The sequence below is a fragment of the Enterobacter cloacae complex sp. 6730903 genome (genome assembly GCF_048283985.1).
Taxonomy (GTDB): Bacteria; Pseudomonadota; Gammaproteobacteria; order Enterobacterales; family Enterobacteriaceae; genus Enterobacter; species Enterobacter hormaechei_C.
On record NZ_JBLVXX010000067.1, the window covers coordinates 1 to 17,865 of the forward strand.

Annotated in this window: 15 protein-coding genes; 7 read left to right on the top strand and 8 right to left on the bottom strand. The window is 53.5% G+C overall.

The window, feature by feature from the left end; genetic code table 11:
- The first annotated feature begins 54 nt into the window (after positions 1-54).
- Positions 55-1,053, top strand: a complete 999-nt coding sequence (locus ACNQ0W_RS23350; RefSeq protein WP_417933259.1) for a hypothetical protein — start codon at positions 55-57, stop codon at positions 1,051-1,053.
- A gap of 463 nt (positions 1,054-1,516) precedes the next feature.
- Here ACNQ0W_RS23350 and ACNQ0W_RS23355 read toward each other — a convergent pair whose 3' ends face one another.
- The 6 genes from ACNQ0W_RS23355 to ACNQ0W_RS23380 form a co-directional block, all read right to left on the bottom strand.
- Entirely contained in the window at positions 1,517-2,263 is a 747-nt protein-coding gene (locus tag ACNQ0W_RS23355; RefSeq protein WP_062933713.1) for an SAM-dependent methyltransferase, read from the bottom strand.
- A gap of 10 nt (positions 2,264-2,273) precedes the next feature.
- Positions 2,274-2,531, bottom strand: coding sequence for a YjhX family toxin (locus ACNQ0W_RS23360; RefSeq protein ID WP_003863178.1), 258 nt, complete (start codon positions 2,529-2,531; stop codon positions 2,274-2,276).
- 259 nt (positions 2,532-2,790) lie between these two features.
- Positions 2,791-4,728, bottom strand: a complete 1,938-nt coding sequence (locus tag ACNQ0W_RS23365; RefSeq protein WP_062933714.1) for a putative bifunctional diguanylate cyclase/phosphodiesterase — start codon at positions 4,726-4,728, stop codon at positions 2,791-2,793.
- 17 nt (positions 4,729-4,745) lie between these two features.
- A complete protein-coding gene (locus ACNQ0W_RS23370; RefSeq protein ID WP_062933715.1) occupies positions 4,746-5,240 on the bottom strand; it encodes a molybdopterin-dependent oxidoreductase in 495 nt (164 codons plus the stop codon).
- Between the two features lie 383 nt (positions 5,241-5,623).
- A complete protein-coding gene (locus ACNQ0W_RS23375; RefSeq protein WP_062933716.1) occupies positions 5,624-7,408 on the bottom strand; it encodes a diguanylate cyclase in 1,785 nt (594 codons plus the stop codon).
- 114 nt (positions 7,409-7,522) lie between these two features.
- Positions 7,523-8,632, bottom strand: coding sequence for an AI-2E family transporter (locus ACNQ0W_RS23380; protein WP_062933717.1), 1,110 nt, complete (start codon positions 8,630-8,632; stop codon positions 7,523-7,525).
- A gap of 157 nt (positions 8,633-8,789) precedes the next feature.
- Here ACNQ0W_RS23380 and mmuP point away from each other — a divergent pair, with 157 nt between their 5' ends.
- The 6 genes from mmuP (at position 8,790) to tauD (ending at position 14,744) form a co-directional block, all read left to right on the top strand.
- Complete coding sequence (gene mmuP / locus ACNQ0W_RS23385; protein ID WP_062933718.1) at positions 8,790-10,190, top strand: S-methylmethionine permease; 1,401 nt, start codon at positions 8,790-8,792, stop codon at positions 10,188-10,190.
- Complete coding sequence (mmuM, locus tag ACNQ0W_RS23390; RefSeq protein WP_040117252.1) at positions 10,177-11,109, top strand: homocysteine S-methyltransferase; 933 nt, start codon at positions 10,177-10,179, stop codon at positions 11,107-11,109. Before mmuP ends, mmuM begins: the two co-directional genes overlap by 14 nt.
- A 222-nt stretch (positions 11,110-11,331) precedes the next feature.
- The gene (gene tauA / locus ACNQ0W_RS23395) at positions 11,332-12,294 is read left to right on the top strand and encodes a taurine ABC transporter substrate-binding protein (protein ID WP_062933719.1); all 963 of its coding nucleotides are present in this window, start codon (positions 11,332-11,334) and stop codon (positions 12,292-12,294) included.
- Positions 12,295-12,304: 10 nt separating this feature from the next.
- Positions 12,305-13,072, top strand: coding sequence for a taurine ABC transporter ATP-binding subunit (gene tauB / locus ACNQ0W_RS23400; protein WP_062933720.1), 768 nt, complete (start codon positions 12,305-12,307; stop codon positions 13,070-13,072).
- Complete coding sequence (gene tauC / locus ACNQ0W_RS23405; protein WP_062933721.1) at positions 13,069-13,896, top strand: taurine ABC transporter permease TauC; 828 nt, start codon at positions 13,069-13,071, stop codon at positions 13,894-13,896. The genes tauB and tauC overlap by 4 nt, the downstream gene beginning before the upstream one ends.
- Positions 13,893-14,744 (top strand): taurine dioxygenase, encoded by an 852-nt coding sequence (tauD, locus tag ACNQ0W_RS23410; RefSeq protein WP_062933722.1) that lies wholly within the window; start codon positions 13,893-13,895, stop codon positions 14,742-14,744. Before tauC ends, tauD begins: the two co-directional genes overlap by 4 nt.
- A 79-nt stretch (positions 14,745-14,823) precedes the next feature.
- Here the strand turns inward: tauD and ACNQ0W_RS23415 are convergent, their stop codons facing one another.
- Together ACNQ0W_RS23415 and hemB are read right to left on the bottom strand one after the other, a co-directional pair.
- Complete coding sequence (locus tag ACNQ0W_RS23415; protein WP_047637572.1) at positions 14,824-16,524, bottom strand: lysophospholipid acyltransferase family protein; 1,701 nt, start codon at positions 16,522-16,524, stop codon at positions 14,824-14,826.
- A 128-nt stretch (positions 16,525-16,652) separates the two neighbouring features.
- Positions 16,653-17,627: a porphobilinogen synthase gene (hemB, locus tag ACNQ0W_RS23420; protein WP_015571323.1), complete on the bottom strand. Its 975-nt coding sequence runs from the start codon at positions 17,625-17,627 to the stop codon at positions 16,653-16,655.
- Positions 17,628-17,865: the final 238 nt, after the last annotated feature.

Sequence of the window (17,865 nt, forward strand, 5' to 3'; positions counted from 1 at the left end):
ATAATGGCGTATGTCTCGTGGGCTCGGAGATGTGTATAAGAGACAGGATTAAGAGTGTCAAATGAACATTTTGAAGAAACTGCTAGACATTTTTCACAGGCAGAAAAGTTAAGCCAATTTGTTACGGACGAGTTAGTAGAGCAACTAGGGGAATCAAAGAACGTATACTTTAATGTATATATGAAGTGGAAAAAGAAAAGAGATGATAAAACCAACTTCGAAGATTTTACTAGTGCATTCTTAGGACTTGAAAAAGAAGATGTTAATCTAAATGATAAATTTACAGCTTATTCAAGTTGTATTTTTGAGTTATTAACAGCTGCTAACTTTGATGTTATAGATAATAAAGACCTTGTTCCCTATGATTTCTTAGAGAGAACAAGAAGAAAATTTATTAGAGAATCTACATCATTTAGACATCCCAGAGCAGTTGAGAATGATATATATTGTGCCCACACTTTAGGTGATGAGAAACTTCATCTTGACTCAAGGGGTTATTTTAGCACCCCTATGCTGATCACTCTAGATACCTCCCAATATCTCCTAAGAAATATAATCCGTCGAGAAAATAAATTCGCTGAGTGGCTCATTTATACACCTCAACGTGCGATTGAAAGACTTTCTTTAGTTGGATTAAAAGTATCATCTGAGTCTCTTAAAGATGGTGTGTTAGCTACAATATCTGAAGAATATTTCTTTAAAGAAAACTCGATGAGTTTACTTGATACGTTATCGGTGATTATCGACGATAATAATAACAGTGAAGGGGATGTAATTAAGTTTGTTACTTCGTTGAGAAGAAAAGTAAATGAAGAAGCCTTAGACTATTCAGAGATTGATGTGGGGCATTACAATAACATCAGCTATGTGTTGCTATTCATACATCGTGAATTTAGGGATGAATTTACTAAGATAATAAAACTTTTCTCTGATGCCAGTTACCAAGACACACTAACTAAACTGCTTATGTCTAGCATAAAGGGTGAGTTTGATGAGAAGCAGAGGGATAGACTGCGCGAAGAAATGCAGGCAATACTATTGAGCTATAAATAAAAAATTGTTTAAGAAGCAAAGACAATCATGTCTTTGCTTCTTCGTTGTGTTTTTGGTGAGTTAATAATTGAGGAGTAATTTCTGGCCATGACATGGTGTAGCACTGTAAATATACCTTTGGATTGTGTTTGCGTGTTTGATGATGCGGGTTCCTTTTTAATATAAATTTAAGGTTATAATTGACTACACATATATGTAAGCCATACTCTTCGGGGGTACTTATGGGGATACCTAAATTTCTGTAATAGCTTAAAATCCAACAAAATCAATTGATTAATGTGTTGTAATTCATTCCTATTATCGCACCATCTAAATAAAATAGTTACCCTACATTCCAGTAAATCTCATTCTCAGATCATGGCAGCAAATGTTGTTAATGGCTGCACATTTTCGCGCCATCGTTTTGTACCTCAAAGAAGTTGATCGGCGGCATAACCCAAAAGGCTATACCGCCAGCGCCATGTTATCGCGCCATTAACGCAAACACCCCCCAGCCAAAGTACTCCCGCGTGTACGTCACATGACGTTCAGGCGCTATCGTCAGCTCCGCCCGAACCTCCTGCGCGAAGTCATCGTCTGGGTTTTCCTCCAGCCAGCGCCGCATGGTCATCCATTTTGCGGCTTCGTACCTGTCCCAGCCTTCCTGGTCAGCCAGCACCATTTCAACCAGGTCATAGCCCTGTTGATCGAAAGACGCAACCAGACCGGGCAGAGTGAGAAAGTCTGCAATCGACGAGACGCCGCAGGCCTGAGCTATCTCTGCCGTCGCGGGTACCCGACGCCAGTATGGTTCGCCGATGAGCATTATTCCCCCGGGCTTGAGGCTTTTTGCCAGCAGATCCATCGTCCCGGCTACGCCACCCGCAATCCAGGTTGCGCCAACGCAGGCCGCCACGTCACATTTTTCATTTGCGACGTAGCCGGCCGCGTCGTTATGAATGAAATGGACGCGTTCGCTGACGCCGAGTTCCTCTGCGCGCAGCGTGGCCTGCGCGGTGAAGAGCGGGCTCATATCGATGCCGGTACCGGTAATACCGTAATCACGTGCCCAGGTACAAAGCATCTCTCCCGAGCCGCTGCCGAGATCGAGAATGCGTGTGCCTGGCTTCATGCGTAACACGCGGCCCAGCGTCGCGTACTTCTCTGGTGTAAAGGGGTTATGAATGCGGTGTTCGCTTTCGCTAACAGTAAAAATACGTGGGATATCCATCATCCTCTCCTTAACGATTATCAGGCTGAGCGCGAACATTGTTCAGCCCCGTAGTGTTAATGCGGTAGGGCTGACCGTTAACGGATTTGATCAGCTTTTTGGTTTTGAGCTTTTTGAAAACGGCGAGCGTGCAGTCAGCCAGCAGTAGCCCTTCGCGGCTATAGCATTCAACGGCGGTGACGCGGCCAGAGGTATCGCGGACGTGCACAATACGGCCACCTTTGGCGAGAACGTGTAAGGTACGTTGTTCCTGACGGGATAAATTCATACTGGAAAACCTGTTTAATCATCATGTGCAAAACGTGCAAACACACAGCGGTGTCCGCATACGATTTCGGCGCATTGATAATCAGTCCGGCCTGGAAAGGTCGGGAAGCTGATTATCGGATGATTACATTCTCCAGCATCAAAGCCTCGGATTGAGTTGATAGGTATTTACGGGGTGAATGATAACACCTGTTTATTGTCAGTGAATACCCAGGGGCGAAAAATGTGATCCCGGTTGGTATCGGGCTCAGGAGAGGGGATCATTCCTGGCCGCTCTTAATTTTGCTGTCGACCTGAGGCTGTGGTTTGCTGAAAAGATATCCCTGCACAAGCTCGCAACCCAGAGCCTGAAGCCGCTCAAGCTGCTCTTCGGTCTCAACGCCCTCGGCTATGACGCCCATATTAAGGCTTTTAGCCATACCGGTAATCAGCTTCACAATATTAAGCGCATCTTCCTGCGTAGATATCGGATTGACAAAAGATTTATCGATCTTGATTTTATCAAAATTCAGTTCGCTGAGTCTGGAGAGCGACGAATAACCCGTGCCAAAATCATCAATGGAGATTCTTACGCCCAGTGCACGGAGTTTTTTGAGGATCGTAATGGGGTTATTTCTGTCACTGAAGAGGGATGACTCTGTGACCTCTAACTCAAGACGGTTAGCCGGTAGCCCGGTTTCAGCCAGAACGGACTGCACCGTATTAATAAATGATTTGCTGCCCAATTGAACAGGCGAGACGTTGACGGAGATCCTGGCCGGAACAGCCCAGGAGACCGCTTCCCTACAGGCCAGTTTAAGTACGGTTTTACCTATCTCGTTGATCATGCCTGTTTTTTCAGCAGCGAAAATAAAGCTATCCGGGGAGAGCATCCCCTTTACAGGATGCATCCAGCGAATAAGCGCTTCATAGCCGTAAATTTCCTTGCTGATGGAATTCACAATAGGCTGGTAATAAACAACAAACTCATCATTCTCAATTGCTCTTGCCATATCATTTTCAAGGGTTCTGCTCTCCTGCAACTTCTGTAGCATTCGCTGGCGGAAGACTTTGATCTGCTGAGAACCTTCTTTCTTGGCTTCATAGAGCGCCAGATCGGCAAATTTATAAAGGTAATCCGAACGTCGTTCATTATCCGATAAAACAATACCCACGCAGGTGGCTATTTTTATAAGTTGATTATTAATTGTATAGGGCTTGCTGATGCTATCACTGATTTCTCGCGCGCGTGAGACAGCTGCGGTTTCGGTTAAGCCACTGGAGAGAAAAGCAAATTCGTCGCCGCCCAAACGATAAAATGTCTCTGAAAAGCGGCTCAAAGCATTAAGGCGCGTGGATACCTCACGTAACAGCAAATCCCCGGTATCATGACCGTAGGTATCATTCACCTCTTTGAACCGGTCTAAATCGAATAACATCACCGTGACCGAAATATGTTTTTTCTCAGCCTGTAGATTGAGTTTATTGAGATCATCCCAGAAGAAAAGACGGTTTTTCATGCCGGTAAGGGAGTCATGATAAACATCGTATTCCAGTTTTGTATTCTGGATTTGCAGGGTTTCTTTGGACAGCTGAAGTTCTTCAGCCAGCGTTTTCACTTGCATGTGGGCTTTCAGGATATTTTTATTTTGATAGATAATCAAAAAGCCCAGTATGAAGCTTAAAATAACCAGTAACAGCGAAAGTGCTGAATAAATATAATACAGAACCTGTATTTTAAGGTTGGTTTCATTGATTGTATTAACATCTTTTGTTAAAGCCGTGGATGAAAGCTGGCTTAGCGGAGCATCCAGTGAATGCATATTTTTCAGATAGAGCTTTAACTCTGAACGGCTCATTTTCTCAAGATGACCATCCAGATAGTTCAGTATGTTTTCCAGGCGTAAGGCGAGCGTCTGATGCGCTTTTTCGCTGTTTATATAACGACCCAGGCCGCCCTCTTTCAATAAATCATTCTGGCTCAGCATGATTTCCAGGCGCATGCGAACCTGGTCTACCGTAACGTCATCAGTCTCGGTTGCGTACAGTCCAATCCATGATTCAAATCGGTAATATTCAGATACCAGTTGGGCTACAGACCAGGACTCAGTGTAGTGAGTCAGTTTTTGCAGCTCTTGCTGACGATCGTAAACAAGAAATGCTATATATCCAGTAGTGATAAAAAGAGAAAAAATGATACCAACCAGTATCCTGTTCATTATGTTCTCCTGAACTACTATTCAATCTTCATTTTGCTGACCTGCCATGCCGATCGCGAGTAATAAATCTGATTATTGAGTTCAGGAAGACTGTCATAAGGGTAGACGATGAATGACGGACCTTTATCGCGGATGCGCATATATTCGCCATTGACCTTTAAAGCCAGGATGGCGTTGTATTTCTGGAAGTCGCTGAGAGGGATGACGGTCGTGTAATCATTGAGTGCAACCACATTCAGGACAGAACCCTTTGCACCCACATACTCCATGAGTTTGCGCATCGGGATACCCTCAAACTTCGTGCGGCCATTATACCAGGGAGAGGTCGTCTGGAAACTCACCATCCCCAGTTTTTCCAGGCTGGTAATATCAAAAACGGCTTTTCCATTTTCGTTCGTATTTTCTATATTACCGGTAATGGTTAAAATGGGTTTGCCCACAGGCCTTGGCAGTTCGCCAGCCCAGCTTAAACTTTGTACCAAAAAGCAGCACAGCATTAGGATTATTCGCATATTGGCCTCCTCTTTTTAACAGAAGTATAAGAATTATAAGTTATTTATCCTATAAGTTTGTCTATTTTGTTGAACGCCACGCCTTTTTGCAAATGCTACTTGATTAAAATCATCAAAATCAAAAAGATAGCTGTTGTTTTCCCCGTGATTGCAGACCGCTGGCTGGAGCTTACGTTTTTTAAAACATAAAAACTCAGTGTAATAAGCCACCCGAGATTAAAAAATGATCACTTTGATTTATTGATATATTTACGCACCCCCATTTTTTATCAATGGGGGCATCGTTAAGATGAATTTATTTGTACAAAGAATGATAACGTACCCTCAATGTGAGGGAATAAGAGAGTGCGCGTACCGCTGACGTCGATGGCACGGAGTTTCGCTTAACCCGCCTCCAGCATACTGAAACTGACGATCCGCGAGCGCCCCAGCTCTTTCGCCCGGTAGAGCGCCACGTCTGCCGCGCGCAGCAGGTCGTCGCTTTGGGCGTGCTGCGGGTAACTGGCGATCCCGATCGACACATCCACCGGGCCAATCTCAGCAAGCCCATAGCGCAGCGACAGCGTATGGACGCCGTTATAAATCTCCGTTGCGCAGGCGTGAGCCGCTTCCTCATCCGCCCCCGTAAGCAGCACCAGAAACTCTTCGCCACCAAAGCGGAAAGCCAGACCGGCATCATGCACGGCACGCTGAACAATTGTCGCCACGCTCTTTATCACATGATCGCCAGCCTCATGGCCGAAGCGATCGTTAATGCTTTTAAAGTGATCGATGTCGATCATCATGCAGCTCACCGGCTCATCATTGCGCATCGCCTGAGCTATCTGAGTGCGCAGGGTATCTTCCAGGTGGTGGCGGTTACGCAAGCCGGTGAGCGGGTCGAATAGCGCTTTTTCCAGCAGGGCATCGCGCAGACGCTGGTTGGCCAGCGCCAGACCCAGGGCTTCCGCCATTAATTCGAGATATGCGCGGGACGGTGCCGTTTCAGGCGTAATGTTCTGAAACGACAGCAAACCAATGGCTTCCCCCTGCGCAATGAGCGGCACGCACAATGAACTGTCTTTTTGTGATTCAGGCAGATGCTGGCAACCGATATCCGGCTCGCCGTTGACCGGTGGGTGGCTCTGACCACGGCGTATGGCCCAGCATTGATCGGGGTGGAAGGCATTTTTTTCTCCCTGGGGAGATAACCATTCCGCCGCACAGCGCATCTCCCACGGGTTTCGATCCAGAATATACAGACGCCCGGCGACACCCGGCGCAATGTTGGGAGCAAACAACTCTGCCACCGCAATCACGTCGCTGACGTTCTCGCACCCCTGCAAGCGCTGGGTCATTCGCGCGAGCAGCTCGCGTATGGCCCAGTCTGCATCGCGTTCTTTTTCAAGCCGCTGCCTTGCCAGCTCGTTCTCGCGGAAAATGCGAATGGCCTGAGCCATATCACCTATCTCATCGACCTGGTTGAAATTGGGCGTTTCGACGGCGTAGTCCTGTGAGGCCAGCCGGTGAACCACATCACTGAGGCGCACCACCGGGCGCAGCACGCGGTGTTTAAGAATAAAGCCCATCACGAATAAGAAGAGCAGGGCGGTCAGGCCGACCATCACCTCTGAGGCGGTACGCAGCGTTTTCGACGTTTTGGTCGCCGCCTGGACATCGGCAATAATGCGCTTATCCAGCAGCATACGAAAATGGTCAATTTTGCTCTGGGCGCGTTCCGTTTCCAGTTCGTAGATTTTGCCGAAGAGTAACGCAATGGCCTGTTGTTCCTCACCCCGGGCGACGCTCGCTATTGCTGCCTGCTGTTCATCCTGTAGGCCATCGACAATCTTCAGCCCTTCATACAGCAGCGCCAGCTCTTCGCCCGTTGCGCCCGTATCTTTTAACTGCCCCACTTTGTGTTCAATATTCTTCAGTTCACCTTCTTTCGCCTGGTACGCTTTCAGCACATCGGGCTCTTTTTTGATGGCGTAAAGGCGCGCTAAATCGGAGAGCATCCAGGTTTCTGCTTCAATCTCTTCCGTAAGCTGGTCAAAAATTTGTCGTTGCTTAACAGCCTGACGCTCTACGTTGTCGGCATGGGAAGCCATCAGCATGACGATGCCGGAGGCAATGGTCAGGCACACCGTGACACCATAAGCCCAGTTTGTGATCGTGGCGATTCGCACCTGTTGGATCCTTCTACGACAAATGTGGAAGAGCGTTCATTTCAGATTATAGAAAACCCCTGATTTAACGCGAAAAAAAAGGCGGCACCGGGCCGCCTGTCCAAACGCGTTTCGTTAGAGGTCCGGATGATTTTTTCCCTCTTCGATAAAGTCTGCGTCCAGCTCTTCGGCGTTGCCTGCGTGGTCGCGGCCAGAGAAGAGGTTCCAGCAGGCGATAAACAGGGCGGCAATCAGCGGCCCAATCACAAAGCCGTTAATGCCATACAGCTCCATACCGCCGAGCGTGGTGATCAGTATCAGGTAGTCCGGCATTTTGGTGTCTTTGCCCACCAGCAGCGGACGTAAAAGGTTGTCCACCAGCCCGACGATAATGACAAAGAAGCCCACAATGAACAGACCCTGCCACAGCTGGTGAGTGGCAAACAGGAAGATGGCGGCGGGAACCCAGACGATAGCCGAGCCGACGGCGGGCACCAGGGAGAGGAACGCCATCAGCGCTCCCCACAGTACGCTACCGTCAATACCGACGATGGCAAAGGCGATACCGCCAAGCGTACCCTGAACCACCGCCACGACCGCCGTGCCTTTTACCGTGGCGCGTGAGACGCCGACAAATTTCGCGAACAGGTGCTGTTTGACGAAGTCAGAAAGCGGCAGCGAGTCGAGGATCTGGCGCACCAGATAGGGCCCGTCTTTGAGCAGGAAAAACAGCAGGTACAGCATAATGCCGAAGCTTATAGCAAAGCCGAACGTCCCTTTACCAATCAGGAACGCACTTCCCGCCAGATATTGCCCACCCTGTAACGCGACATCGGAGAGCTTCTTCTGGATCTGCGCGGCGTTGGTCAGGTTGTGATCCGCCAGGAAGCCGCTGGCCCAGTCCGGCAGGCGGTTGAAGATACCGGCGATGACTTCCGGGAACTGCGTGTTGTTCTGTTGCAGCTTGGTGTAAACCATGTTCAGTTCCACCGCGAGCGAGGAAAGGATCACCATCAACGGAATAAACACGATCAGGCAGATAATGCCGAGTGTGAGGAGGGAAGCCAGCCCGTTGCGATCGCCCAGCGCGGTACGCAGTTTGTTTTTCACCGGGTTGAAAATGATGGTCAGGATCGCGGCCCACAGAATCGCCGAGAAATAGGGTGACAGCACGTCAAAGAAAGCCCAGGTTACAAGGGCCAGGATGAGAATAAAGAAACCTTTGGTCAGTCCGTTAAATCGCATAGTGAGTCCTGGTGAAGAAGAAACTGTGTCGACTATAGAACTGATTTAAGGATTTACCAATAATTGCGCTGAAGTCGTGCCGGGTGGCTTTTTGTTAACAATCGCGGTATAACACCCTTCTTTGGATGTTTAGATGTCCATACGTTTAGAAGGTAATATGCAAACAGAACAACAAAACGGGCAGCTTAAGCGCGCCATGAAAACCCGTCACCTGATTATGCTCTCGCTGGGTGGCGTTATTGGCACAGGGTTATTCTTCAATACCGGATACATCATTTCGACAACTGGCGCGGCGGGCACGCTGCTGGCGTATCTTATCGGTGCGCTGGTGGTCTGGCTGGTTATGCAATGCCTGGGGGAACTTTCCGTGGCGATGCCGGAAACCGGCGCGTTCCACGTCTACGCCGCTCGTTATCTCGGCCCGGCGACAGGGTATACCGTGGCGTGGCTCTACTGGCTTACGTGGACAGTGGCGCTGGGATCGAGCTTTACCGCAGCCGGGTTCTGTATGCAGTACTGGTTCCCGCAGGTTCCCGTCTGGACGTGGTGCGTCGTCTTTTGCGTGGTGATTTTTGCTCTTAACGTCATTTCCACGCGCTTCTTCGCTGAAGGAGAATTCTGGTTCTCGCTGGTGAAAGTCATCACCATCATCGCCTTCATTATTCTCGGCGGGGCGGCGATATTCGGTTTTATCCCGATGCAGGACGGTTCAACGGCGCCGGGCTTAAGCAACATTACTGCCGAAGGCTGGTTCCCGCACGGCGGTCTGCCGATCCTGATGACCATGGTGGCGGTCAACTTTGCCTTCTCCGGAACGGAGCTTATCGGCATCGCCGCAGGAGAAACGGAAAACCCGCACAAGGTTATTCCGGTTGCTATTCGCACCACCATCGCCCGGCTCATCATCTTCTTTATTGGCACCGTGTTTGTGCTGGCGGCGCTGATCCCGATGCAGCAGGCTGGCGTGGAGAAAAGCCCGTTCGTGCTGGTGTTTGAAAAGGTCGGCATTCCGTATGCGGCGGATATCTTTAACTTCGTGATCCTGACGGCGATTCTCTCGGCGGCGAACTCGGGCCTGTACGCCTCTGGTCGTATGCTGTGGTCTCTGTCTAACGAGAAAACGCTGCCGCGCTGCTTTGCCCGCGTCAACAAAAACGGCGTGCCGCTGACGGCGCTCTCCGTTTCCATGCTGGGCGGCGTGCTGGCGCTGTTCTCCAGCGTGGTCGCGCCGGATACGGTGTTTGTGGCCCTGTCAGCCATTTCCGGTTTTGCGGTGGTGGCGGTGTGGATCAGCATCTGCGCGTCACACTTCGTGTTTCGTCGCCGTCACGTGCAGTCCGGGCAGCCACTTTCGGCGTTGCAGTATCGCGCGCCATGGTATCCGCTGGTGCCCGTGCTTGGCTTTATCCTCTGTCTGGTGGCCTGCGTCGGCCTGTGGTTTGACCCCAGCCAGCGTATTGCCCTTTATTGCGGGCTTCCGTTTGTCGCCCTGTGTTATGGTGCGTACTACCTGACCCGAAACCTTACCACGCAGGAGCCTGAACATGTCGCAGAATAATCCGCTTACCGCCCTCCTTGAAAACCAGCCGTTTGTCGTGCTGGATGGGGCGATGGCAACGGAGCTGGAAGCGCGCGGTTGTAACCTTGCCGACAGCCTCTGGTCGGCCAAAGTGCTGATGGAAAACCCGGAGCTGATCCGGGACGTGCACCTCGACTATTACCGCGCGGGGGCACAGGTGGCGATCACCGCCAGCTATCAGGCCACGCCTGCGGGCTTTGCCGCACGCGGGCTGGACGAGGCGCAATCCCGGGCGTTGATTGGCAAAAGCGTAGAGCTGGCACGCAAAGCGCGGGAAGCGTACTTGGCAGAGAATGCGCAGGCGGGCACGCTGCTGGTGGCGGGGTCGGTAGGGCCGTACGGCGCGTACCTTGCCGATGGATCTGAATATCGCGGCGATTATGTGCGTCGCGCTGAAGAGTTCACCGCGTTCCACCGTCCCCGCGTGGAGGCGCTGCTGGATGCGGGCGCGGATCTGCTGGCCTGTGAAACGCTGCCTTCTTTCCCGGAGATTAAGGCGCTGGCGGCGTTGCTGACGGCGTATCCTCGCGCCCGGGCATGGTTCTCATTTACCCTGCGTGACAGCGAGCATCTGAGTGACGGGACGCCGCTGCGGGATGTCGTTTCTGCGCTCGAAAGCTATCCACAGGTTGTCGCGCTGGGGATCAACTGTATCGCGCTGGAAAACACCACCGCGGCGCTGACGCATCTGCACAGCCTGACGTCGCTGCCGCTGGTGGTCTATCCGAATTCCGGCGAGCATTATGATGCGGTGAGCAAAACCTGGCATCACCATGGTGACGCCTGCGAGACGCTGGCGGGGTATTTACCGCAGTGGCTGGATGCCGGTGCGAAGCTGATTGGCGGCTGCTGTCGCACCACGCCGCAGGATATTGCTGCGCTGACGGTTCAGCGCTGAGGTCTTTGCCGGGTGGCGGCTGCGCCTTACCCGGCCTACAAATTGCACGAACCGTAGGCCGGGTAAGCGCAGCGCCACCCGGCGAAACAACCGCACAAAATTCACTATCCTTTCCCGCTTTTTTTCTAAAAACGAATCGTCATTAGCGATTCTTTTTTATTCCTTTATCAAAATTCTCGCGCCGGAAATACTGCCCTCATAACAACAAGGGGAGCAGACATTATGGCAATTTCATCGCGGAACACACTTCTCGGCGCACTGGCGCTGTGGGCATTTCAGGCGCAGGCGGTGGACGTCACCGTCGCGTATCAGACTTCCGCTGAGCCGGCGAAAGTCGCGCAGGCGGACAACACCTTTGCCAAAGCGAGCGGGGCGAACGTCGACTGGCGCAAGTTCGACAGCGGCGCGGCGATTGTGCGGGCGTTAGCCTCGGGCGACGTGCAGATTGGCAACCTGGGCTCCAGCCCGCTGGCGGTGGCCGCCAGCCAGCAGGTGCCGATTGAAGTCTTCCTGCTGGCGTCGCAGCTCGGAAATTCCGAAGCACTGGTGGTGAAGAAAACTATCACGAAACCCGAGGATTTGATCGGCAAACGCATCGCGGTGCCGTTTATCTCCACCACGCATTACAGCCTGCTGGCAGCGCTGAAACACTGGGGCATTAAGCCGGGCCAGGTGCAGATCATTAACCTGCAACCTCCGGCGATTATTGCCGCCTGGCAGCGTGGCGACATCGACGGAGCATACGTCTGGGCGCCCGCCGTCAACGAGCTTGAAAAAGAGGGCACCGTGCTGACCGACTCCGAAAAAGTGGGGCAGTGGGGCGCGCCAACCCTTGACGTCTGGGTCGTACGTAAGGACTTTGCCGAGAAACACCCTGAAGTGGTGAAAGCCTTCGCCAAAAGCGCCATCGACGCACAGCAGCCATACATCAGCAACCCGGATGAATGGCTGAAACAGCCCGCCAACCTGGAGAAACTCTCACGTCTGAGCGGCGTGCCGGAAGCTGACGTGCCGGGGCTGGTAAAAGGCAACACCTATCTGACGCCTGCGCAGCAGGTCCAGCAGCTGAACGGGCCGGTGAGCAAAGCGATTGTCGACACTGCGACGTTCCTGAAAGAGCAGGGCAAAGTACCTGCGGTGGCGGCGGATTACAGCCAGTTCGTGACCGATCGCTTTGTGAAATAAGGGGGCTGCAATGCTGAACATTACAAACCTGTCTGCCGATTACGGCGGTAAACCTGCCCTGGAAGAGATCAACCTGACACTGGACAGCGGTGAACTGCTGGTGGTGCTGGGACCGTCCGGCTGCGGGAAAACGACGCTGCTGAACCTGATCGCCGGGTTTGTACCGTATCAGCACGGCACGATCCAGCTGGAAGGGAAACGGGTAACGGGGCCGGGCGCAGAGCGCGGCGTGGTCTTTCAGAATGAAGGACTACTCCCGTGGCGAAACGTGCAGGAAAACGTTGCATTTGGTCTGCAACTGGCCGGTGTAGCGCGTGAACAGCGCCTGAAAACGGCGCGCGATATGCTGAAAAAGGTCGGGCTGGAGGGGGCTGAAAAACGCTTTATCTGGCAGCTTTCAGGCGGGCAGCGTCAGCGCGTCGGGATCGCCCGTGCGCTGGCGGCTAACCCACAGCTGCTGTTGCTGGACGAACCTTTCGGGGCGCTGGATGCCTTCACCCGCGAGCAGATGCAAACCCTGCTGCTGCGCCTGTGGCACGAAACCGGCAAGCAGGTGCTGTTAATCACCCATGATATCGAAGAGGCCGTGTTTATGGCGACGGAGCTGGTGCTGCTCTCACCGGGGCCGGGACGCGTGCTGGAGCGCCTGCCGCTTGAGTTTGCCCGCCGCTATGTGGCGGGAGAGCCGGTACGCAGCATCAAATCCGATCCGCTGTTTATTGAACAGCGTGAATACGTCTTAAGCCGCGTGTTTGAGCAACGGGAGGCGTTCTCATGAGCATTGTTTTCAGTGAAAAAACGCGGCGGACGCGCCTTGCATTACGCTGGCCGTTCTCTCGCCAGCTCACCTTAAGCGTCGGCACGCTGGTGGTGTTGTTGGCGGTATGGTGGGCGGTTGCCGCGCAGCAGTGGATCAGCCCGCTGTTTCTGCCCCCGCCAGGTCAGGTTCTGGAAAAACTGATTACTATCGCCGGGCCGCAGGGCTTTATGGATGCCACGCTCTGGCAGCATTTAGGCGCCAGTCTGACGCGTATTCTGGTGGCGCTGCTGGCGGCGGTCATTATTGGCGTTCCGGTGGGGATCGCGATGGGACTGAGCCCGACGGTGCGCGGCATTCTCGACCCGCTGATAGAGCTTTACCGTCCCGTCCCGCCGCTGGCTTACCTGCCCCTGATGGTGATCTGGTTTGGCATCGGGGAGACGTCAAAGATCTTACTAATATACCTGGCGATATTTGCGCCGGTAGCCATGTCGGCCCTGGCTGGCGTAAAGAGTGCGCAGCAGGTACGCATACGTGCGGCGCAGTCGCTCGGCGCCAGCCGCGTGCAGGTACTGCTGTTCGTCATTTTACCGGGCGCGCTGCCGGAGATATTGACCGGGCTGCGCATCGGCCTTGGGGTGGGCTGGTCTACGCTGGTGGCGGCAGAGCTGATAGCCGCCACGCGCGGCCTTGGGTTTATGGTGCAGTCGGCGGGAGAGTTCCTGGCGACTGACGTGGTACTGGCAGGGATCGCGGTGATCGCCGCGATTGCCTTTGGATTAGAACTGGGACTGCGCGCGCTACAGCGTCGCCTGACGCCCTGGCATGGAGAAATACAATGAGTGAACGACTGACCATTACCCCGCTGGGGCCGTATATTGGCGCGCAGGTGTCGGGCCTGGACGTAACCCGTCCGCTGAGCGATAACCAGTTTGAGCAGCTGTACCACGCGGTGCTGCGTCATCAGGTGGTGTTCCTGCGTGAACAGGCCATTACCCCGCAGCAGCAGCGCGCGCTGGCCCTGCGTTTTGGCGACCTGCATATCCACCCGGTCTACCCGCATGCGGAAGGGGTAGAGGAAATTATCGTGCTGGATACCCATAACGATAACCCGCCCGATAATGACAACTGGCACACGGACGTTACCTTTATCGACACACCGCCAGCCGGGGCGATTCTGGCAGCAAAACAGCTGCCGGAGACGGGTGGGGACACGCTGTGGGCCAGCGGGATTGCCGCGTTTGAGGCGCTCTCCGCGCCGCTCCAGACCCTGCTGAGCGGCCTGCGGGCGGAGCATGACTTCAAAAAATCGTTCCCGGAGTACAAGTACCGTAAAACGGAAGAGGAACACCAGCGCTGGCTGGATGCGGTCGCAAAACATCCCCCGCTGCTGCACCCGGTGGTGCGGACCCATCCGGTGACCGGAAAGCAGGCGCTGTTTGTGAATGAAGGGTTCACCACGCGCATCGTGGACGTAGCGGAAAAAGAGAGTGAGGCGCTGCTTGGCTTCCTGTTCGCGCACATCACCAAACCGGAGTTCCAGGTGCGCTGGCGTTGGCAGGAGAACGATCTGGCGATCTGGGATAACCGCGTCACGCAGCATTACGCCAATGCGGATTACCTGCCGCAGCGAAGGATTATGCAGCGGGCGACGATCCTGGGGGATAAGCCGTTTTACCGTGCGCCTTGATTGCCGGGTGGCGGCGTTGCCTTACCGGGCCTACGTTTCATTGTAGGCCCGGTAAGCGTAGCGCCACCGGGCAACGAGGCTAAAGGTGTGCTTCTATATACCGCTGATAGCGGTTCGCCTTCAGATAACACAGATCCACCAGCACCAGCCCGTCGATACAGTTATTGAACGCCGGATCGCTGCCGAAATCGATAAACTGCACGCCGCCGGGCTCGCATAGCTCGGAATACTGTTTGTAGAGCGGCGGGATGCCGCAACCCAGGTTTCCGAGCAGGGATTTCAGCTTTGTCAGGTCATCCACGTAATCCACCCCGCCAAACTGTGCCAGCACGTCCGGAAGTGAGGCCGGATAGGGTTGACGCGAGGCGGCTAAAGGATGGCTGGCCGGAAACCAGAGACGATAAAACGCCACCAGCAGATCCCGCGCGGCAGGCGGTAAGCCGCCGGAAATGGAGACCGGGCCAAACAGGTAGCGGTAATGGGGATAGCGTGCCAGATAGGCGCCAATACCTGACCACAGGTAGTCCAGACCGCGACGCCCCCAGTAGCGCGGCTGTATAAAGCTGCGCCCCAGCTCAATGCCGTGCTCCAGTATGTCCTGCATTTTTTCGTCGTAGTGGAACAGGCTGTAACTGTACAACCCCTCGACGCCGCGCTTTTCCACCTGCATGGCCGTTGGCATAAAGCGGTACGCGCCGACAATTTCCAGGTCATCGTCATCCCACAGAATGAGGTGCAGATAGTCATCATCGTAGCTGTCCGTATCCCGGCGCTTCCCGCTGCCTTCCTCCACGGCACGAAAGGCAATCTCGCGCAGCCGCCCCAGCTCGCGCAGCAGAGGCGCCTCTTCCTGCCCGTTGCGCTGCCAAAGATAGATGGCCTTACCATCGCTGGTTTTTCCCAGACACTCTGCCTGCGCCAGTTCGCGCTTCAGCGTGGCCCTGTCTTCCGGGCGGGCAATGGCGCACTGGGTTTTAAAGACGCCAGGCAATCCCTTGCCAAGACGTATCACGTGCTGACGACACTGCTCGGCCATCTCACGCGATGAAAGGGTAGAACTAAACCGCTCATTCCAGGCAATCTGCTGGCCGATTTTGATCGGCAGCTGACTGTGACGGCGGCGAAACATCTGTTGCATCAGCAGCAGCATGGATACCGTTGGCGAGACCAGCGTGCTGGCATAAAACAGCAGGCTGTTGTGCGCCTGGATATGTACCGGAAGTAGCGGCACCCGTAATTTGCCGGCCAGCTTGATAAAGCCCGGATGCCATTTTTTATCGCGGATGCCTTTGCGCGTTGGGCGGGAAACTTCACCCGCCGGAAAGAAGATCAGCACACCGGCGTTTTGCAGGTGCTGCTCCATCTGTATCAGCGAGGCTTTTGCTGTTCTGCCGCCCATATTATCCACGGGAATAAACAATGAACTGAGGGGCTCAAGGTGGGACAGCATCCTGTTGGTAACAACCCTGACGTCGCGGCGCACGCGGGAAACGGCGTACAGCAGCGCCAGCCCATCCAGGGTGCCGGTGGGGTGGTTCGCTATCACAATGAGTGGGCCGTGTTCGGGGATTTGTTCGAGATCGCGGGCGGAAACGGAGCAGTGAATATCAAGGTGTTCCAGAACCTGCTCCACCATATCCAGCCCTTTCAGGTGACGGTGGCTGGCGGCAAACTGCTGAAATTCGTCTTCGTGAAGCAGTCTTTTTAACAGACTTTTTTGCCAGGGTGCGGGCCTCGCCTGAGGCCAAAGGTCATCAAGAACGCTGTCGAGACTAAACATTGATCACTCCTCCTGCCGTCTTGCCCAGACAGTAGAAGGAGGAGATGTCGTTTGTATTGCAGTTTGGTGAAGATTAGCGCAGAGAGCAGGCCGGGTAAGGCGAAGCCGTCACCCGGCGCTAAAGCGGATTAACGCAGAATTTTCTTCTCGGCCAGATCCAGCGCGAAATAGCTGAAGATCAGATCCGCGCCCGCACGTTTGATCGCCCCCAGGCTTTCGAGGATCACTTTTTCTTCGTCGATGGCGCCCGCCTGTGCGGCGAATTTGATCATCGCGTACTCGCCACTCACCTGGTAGGCGCCCAGCGGCAGTTCGGTGCGTTCGCGAATGTCGCGCAGGATATCCAGGTATGCGCCAGCCGGTTTCACCATCAGGCAGTCAGCGCCCTGGGCTTCATCGAGCAGAGACTCACGAATCGCTTCGCGGCGGTTCAGCGGGTTCATCTGATAGGTTTTACGATCGCCTTTCAGCGCCGTGCCCGCTGCTTCACGGAACGGGCCGTAGAAAGAGGAGGCGAATTTGGTGGAGTAGGACATGATGGCGGTGTCGGTGAAGCCCGCGGCGTCCAGCGCCTGACGGATTGCCTGTACCTGCCCATCCATTGCCGCAGAAGGCGCAATGAAATCCGCACCCGCAGCGGCGGCAACCACCGCCTGCTTGCCCAGATTCAGCAGGGTCGCATCGTTGTCCACGCCGTGATCGCACAGCACACCGCAGTGGCCATGAGAGGTGTATTCGCAGAAGCAGGTATCGGACATGACGATCATCTCCGGCACACTCTCTTTGCAGATGCGCGACATGCGGGCGACGAGGCCGTCTTCTTTCCAGGCATCACTGCCGGTCGCGTCAGTGTGGTGGGAGATACCGAACGTCATCACCGAGCGGATGCCCGCATTCGCAATGCGTTCGATCTCGCGGGCCAGATGCTTTTCCGGAATGCGCATCACGCCCGGCATCGCGTCGATGGCTTTGTAGTCATCGATCTCTTCTTCAACAAAAATCGGCAACACCAGATCGTTTAAGGTCAGTGTTGTCTCTTCAAACATGGCGCGCAGTGCGGGTGACTTGCGCAGGCGACGGGGACGTGCAATTAAATCGGTCATGGTATGCCTGATGTTTGTGGAACAAAGAGGTATAGTGTACCTGAAAGCAGGGAGCGGTGTTTTACTAAAGTTGTCTTTTAGATTTTTGAAATCGACTAATATTCGCTGTATGTATTTTGTCTATATTATAAAGCTTATTCTGGTGTTCAGCGTGGTATGTAATATTGGTGAGGTTTCTATATTGGTTCGGGATTATAAATATAAATGATTTATTGCTTTTTATTATATGTGCCAAAGC

Coding starts and splice junctions, on each gene's coding strand:
- tauC (WP_062933721.1), top strand. CDS start 13,069: ATGAGCATTGTTTTCAGTGAAAAAACGCGGCGGACGCGCCTTGCATTA.
- ACNQ0W_RS23380 (WP_062933717.1), bottom strand. CDS start 8,632: ATGCGATTTAACGGACTGACCAAAGGTTTCTTTATTCTCATCCTGGCC.
- tauD (WP_062933722.1), top strand. CDS start 13,893: ATGAGTGAACGACTGACCATTACCCCGCTGGGGCCGTATATTGGCGCG.
- tauA (WP_062933719.1), top strand. CDS start 11,332: ATGGCAATTTCATCGCGGAACACACTTCTCGGCGCACTGGCGCTGTGG.
- mmuP (WP_062933718.1), top strand. CDS start 8,790: ATGCAAACAGAACAACAAAACGGGCAGCTTAAGCGCGCCATGAAAACC.
- hemB (WP_015571323.1), bottom strand. CDS start 17,627: ATGACCGATTTAATTGCACGTCCCCGTCGCCTGCGCAAGTCACCCGCA.
- tauB (WP_062933720.1), top strand. CDS start 12,305: ATGCTGAACATTACAAACCTGTCTGCCGATTACGGCGGTAAACCTGCC.
- ACNQ0W_RS23365 (WP_062933714.1), bottom strand. CDS start 4,728: ATGAACAGGATACTGGTTGGTATCATTTTTTCTCTTTTTATCACTACT.
- mmuM (WP_040117252.1), top strand. CDS start 10,177: ATGTCGCAGAATAATCCGCTTACCGCCCTCCTTGAAAACCAGCCGTTT.
- ACNQ0W_RS23360 (WP_003863178.1), bottom strand. CDS start 2,531: ATGAATTTATCCCGTCAGGAACAACGTACCTTACACGTTCTCGCCAAA.
- ACNQ0W_RS23415 (WP_047637572.1), bottom strand. CDS start 16,524: ATGTTTAGTCTCGACAGCGTTCTTGATGACCTTTGGCCTCAGGCGAGG.
- ACNQ0W_RS23370 (WP_062933715.1), bottom strand. CDS start 5,240: ATGCGAATAATCCTAATGCTGTGCTGCTTTTTGGTACAAAGTTTAAGC.
- ACNQ0W_RS23355 (WP_062933713.1), bottom strand. CDS start 2,263: ATGGATATCCCACGTATTTTTACTGTTAGCGAAAGCGAACACCGCATT.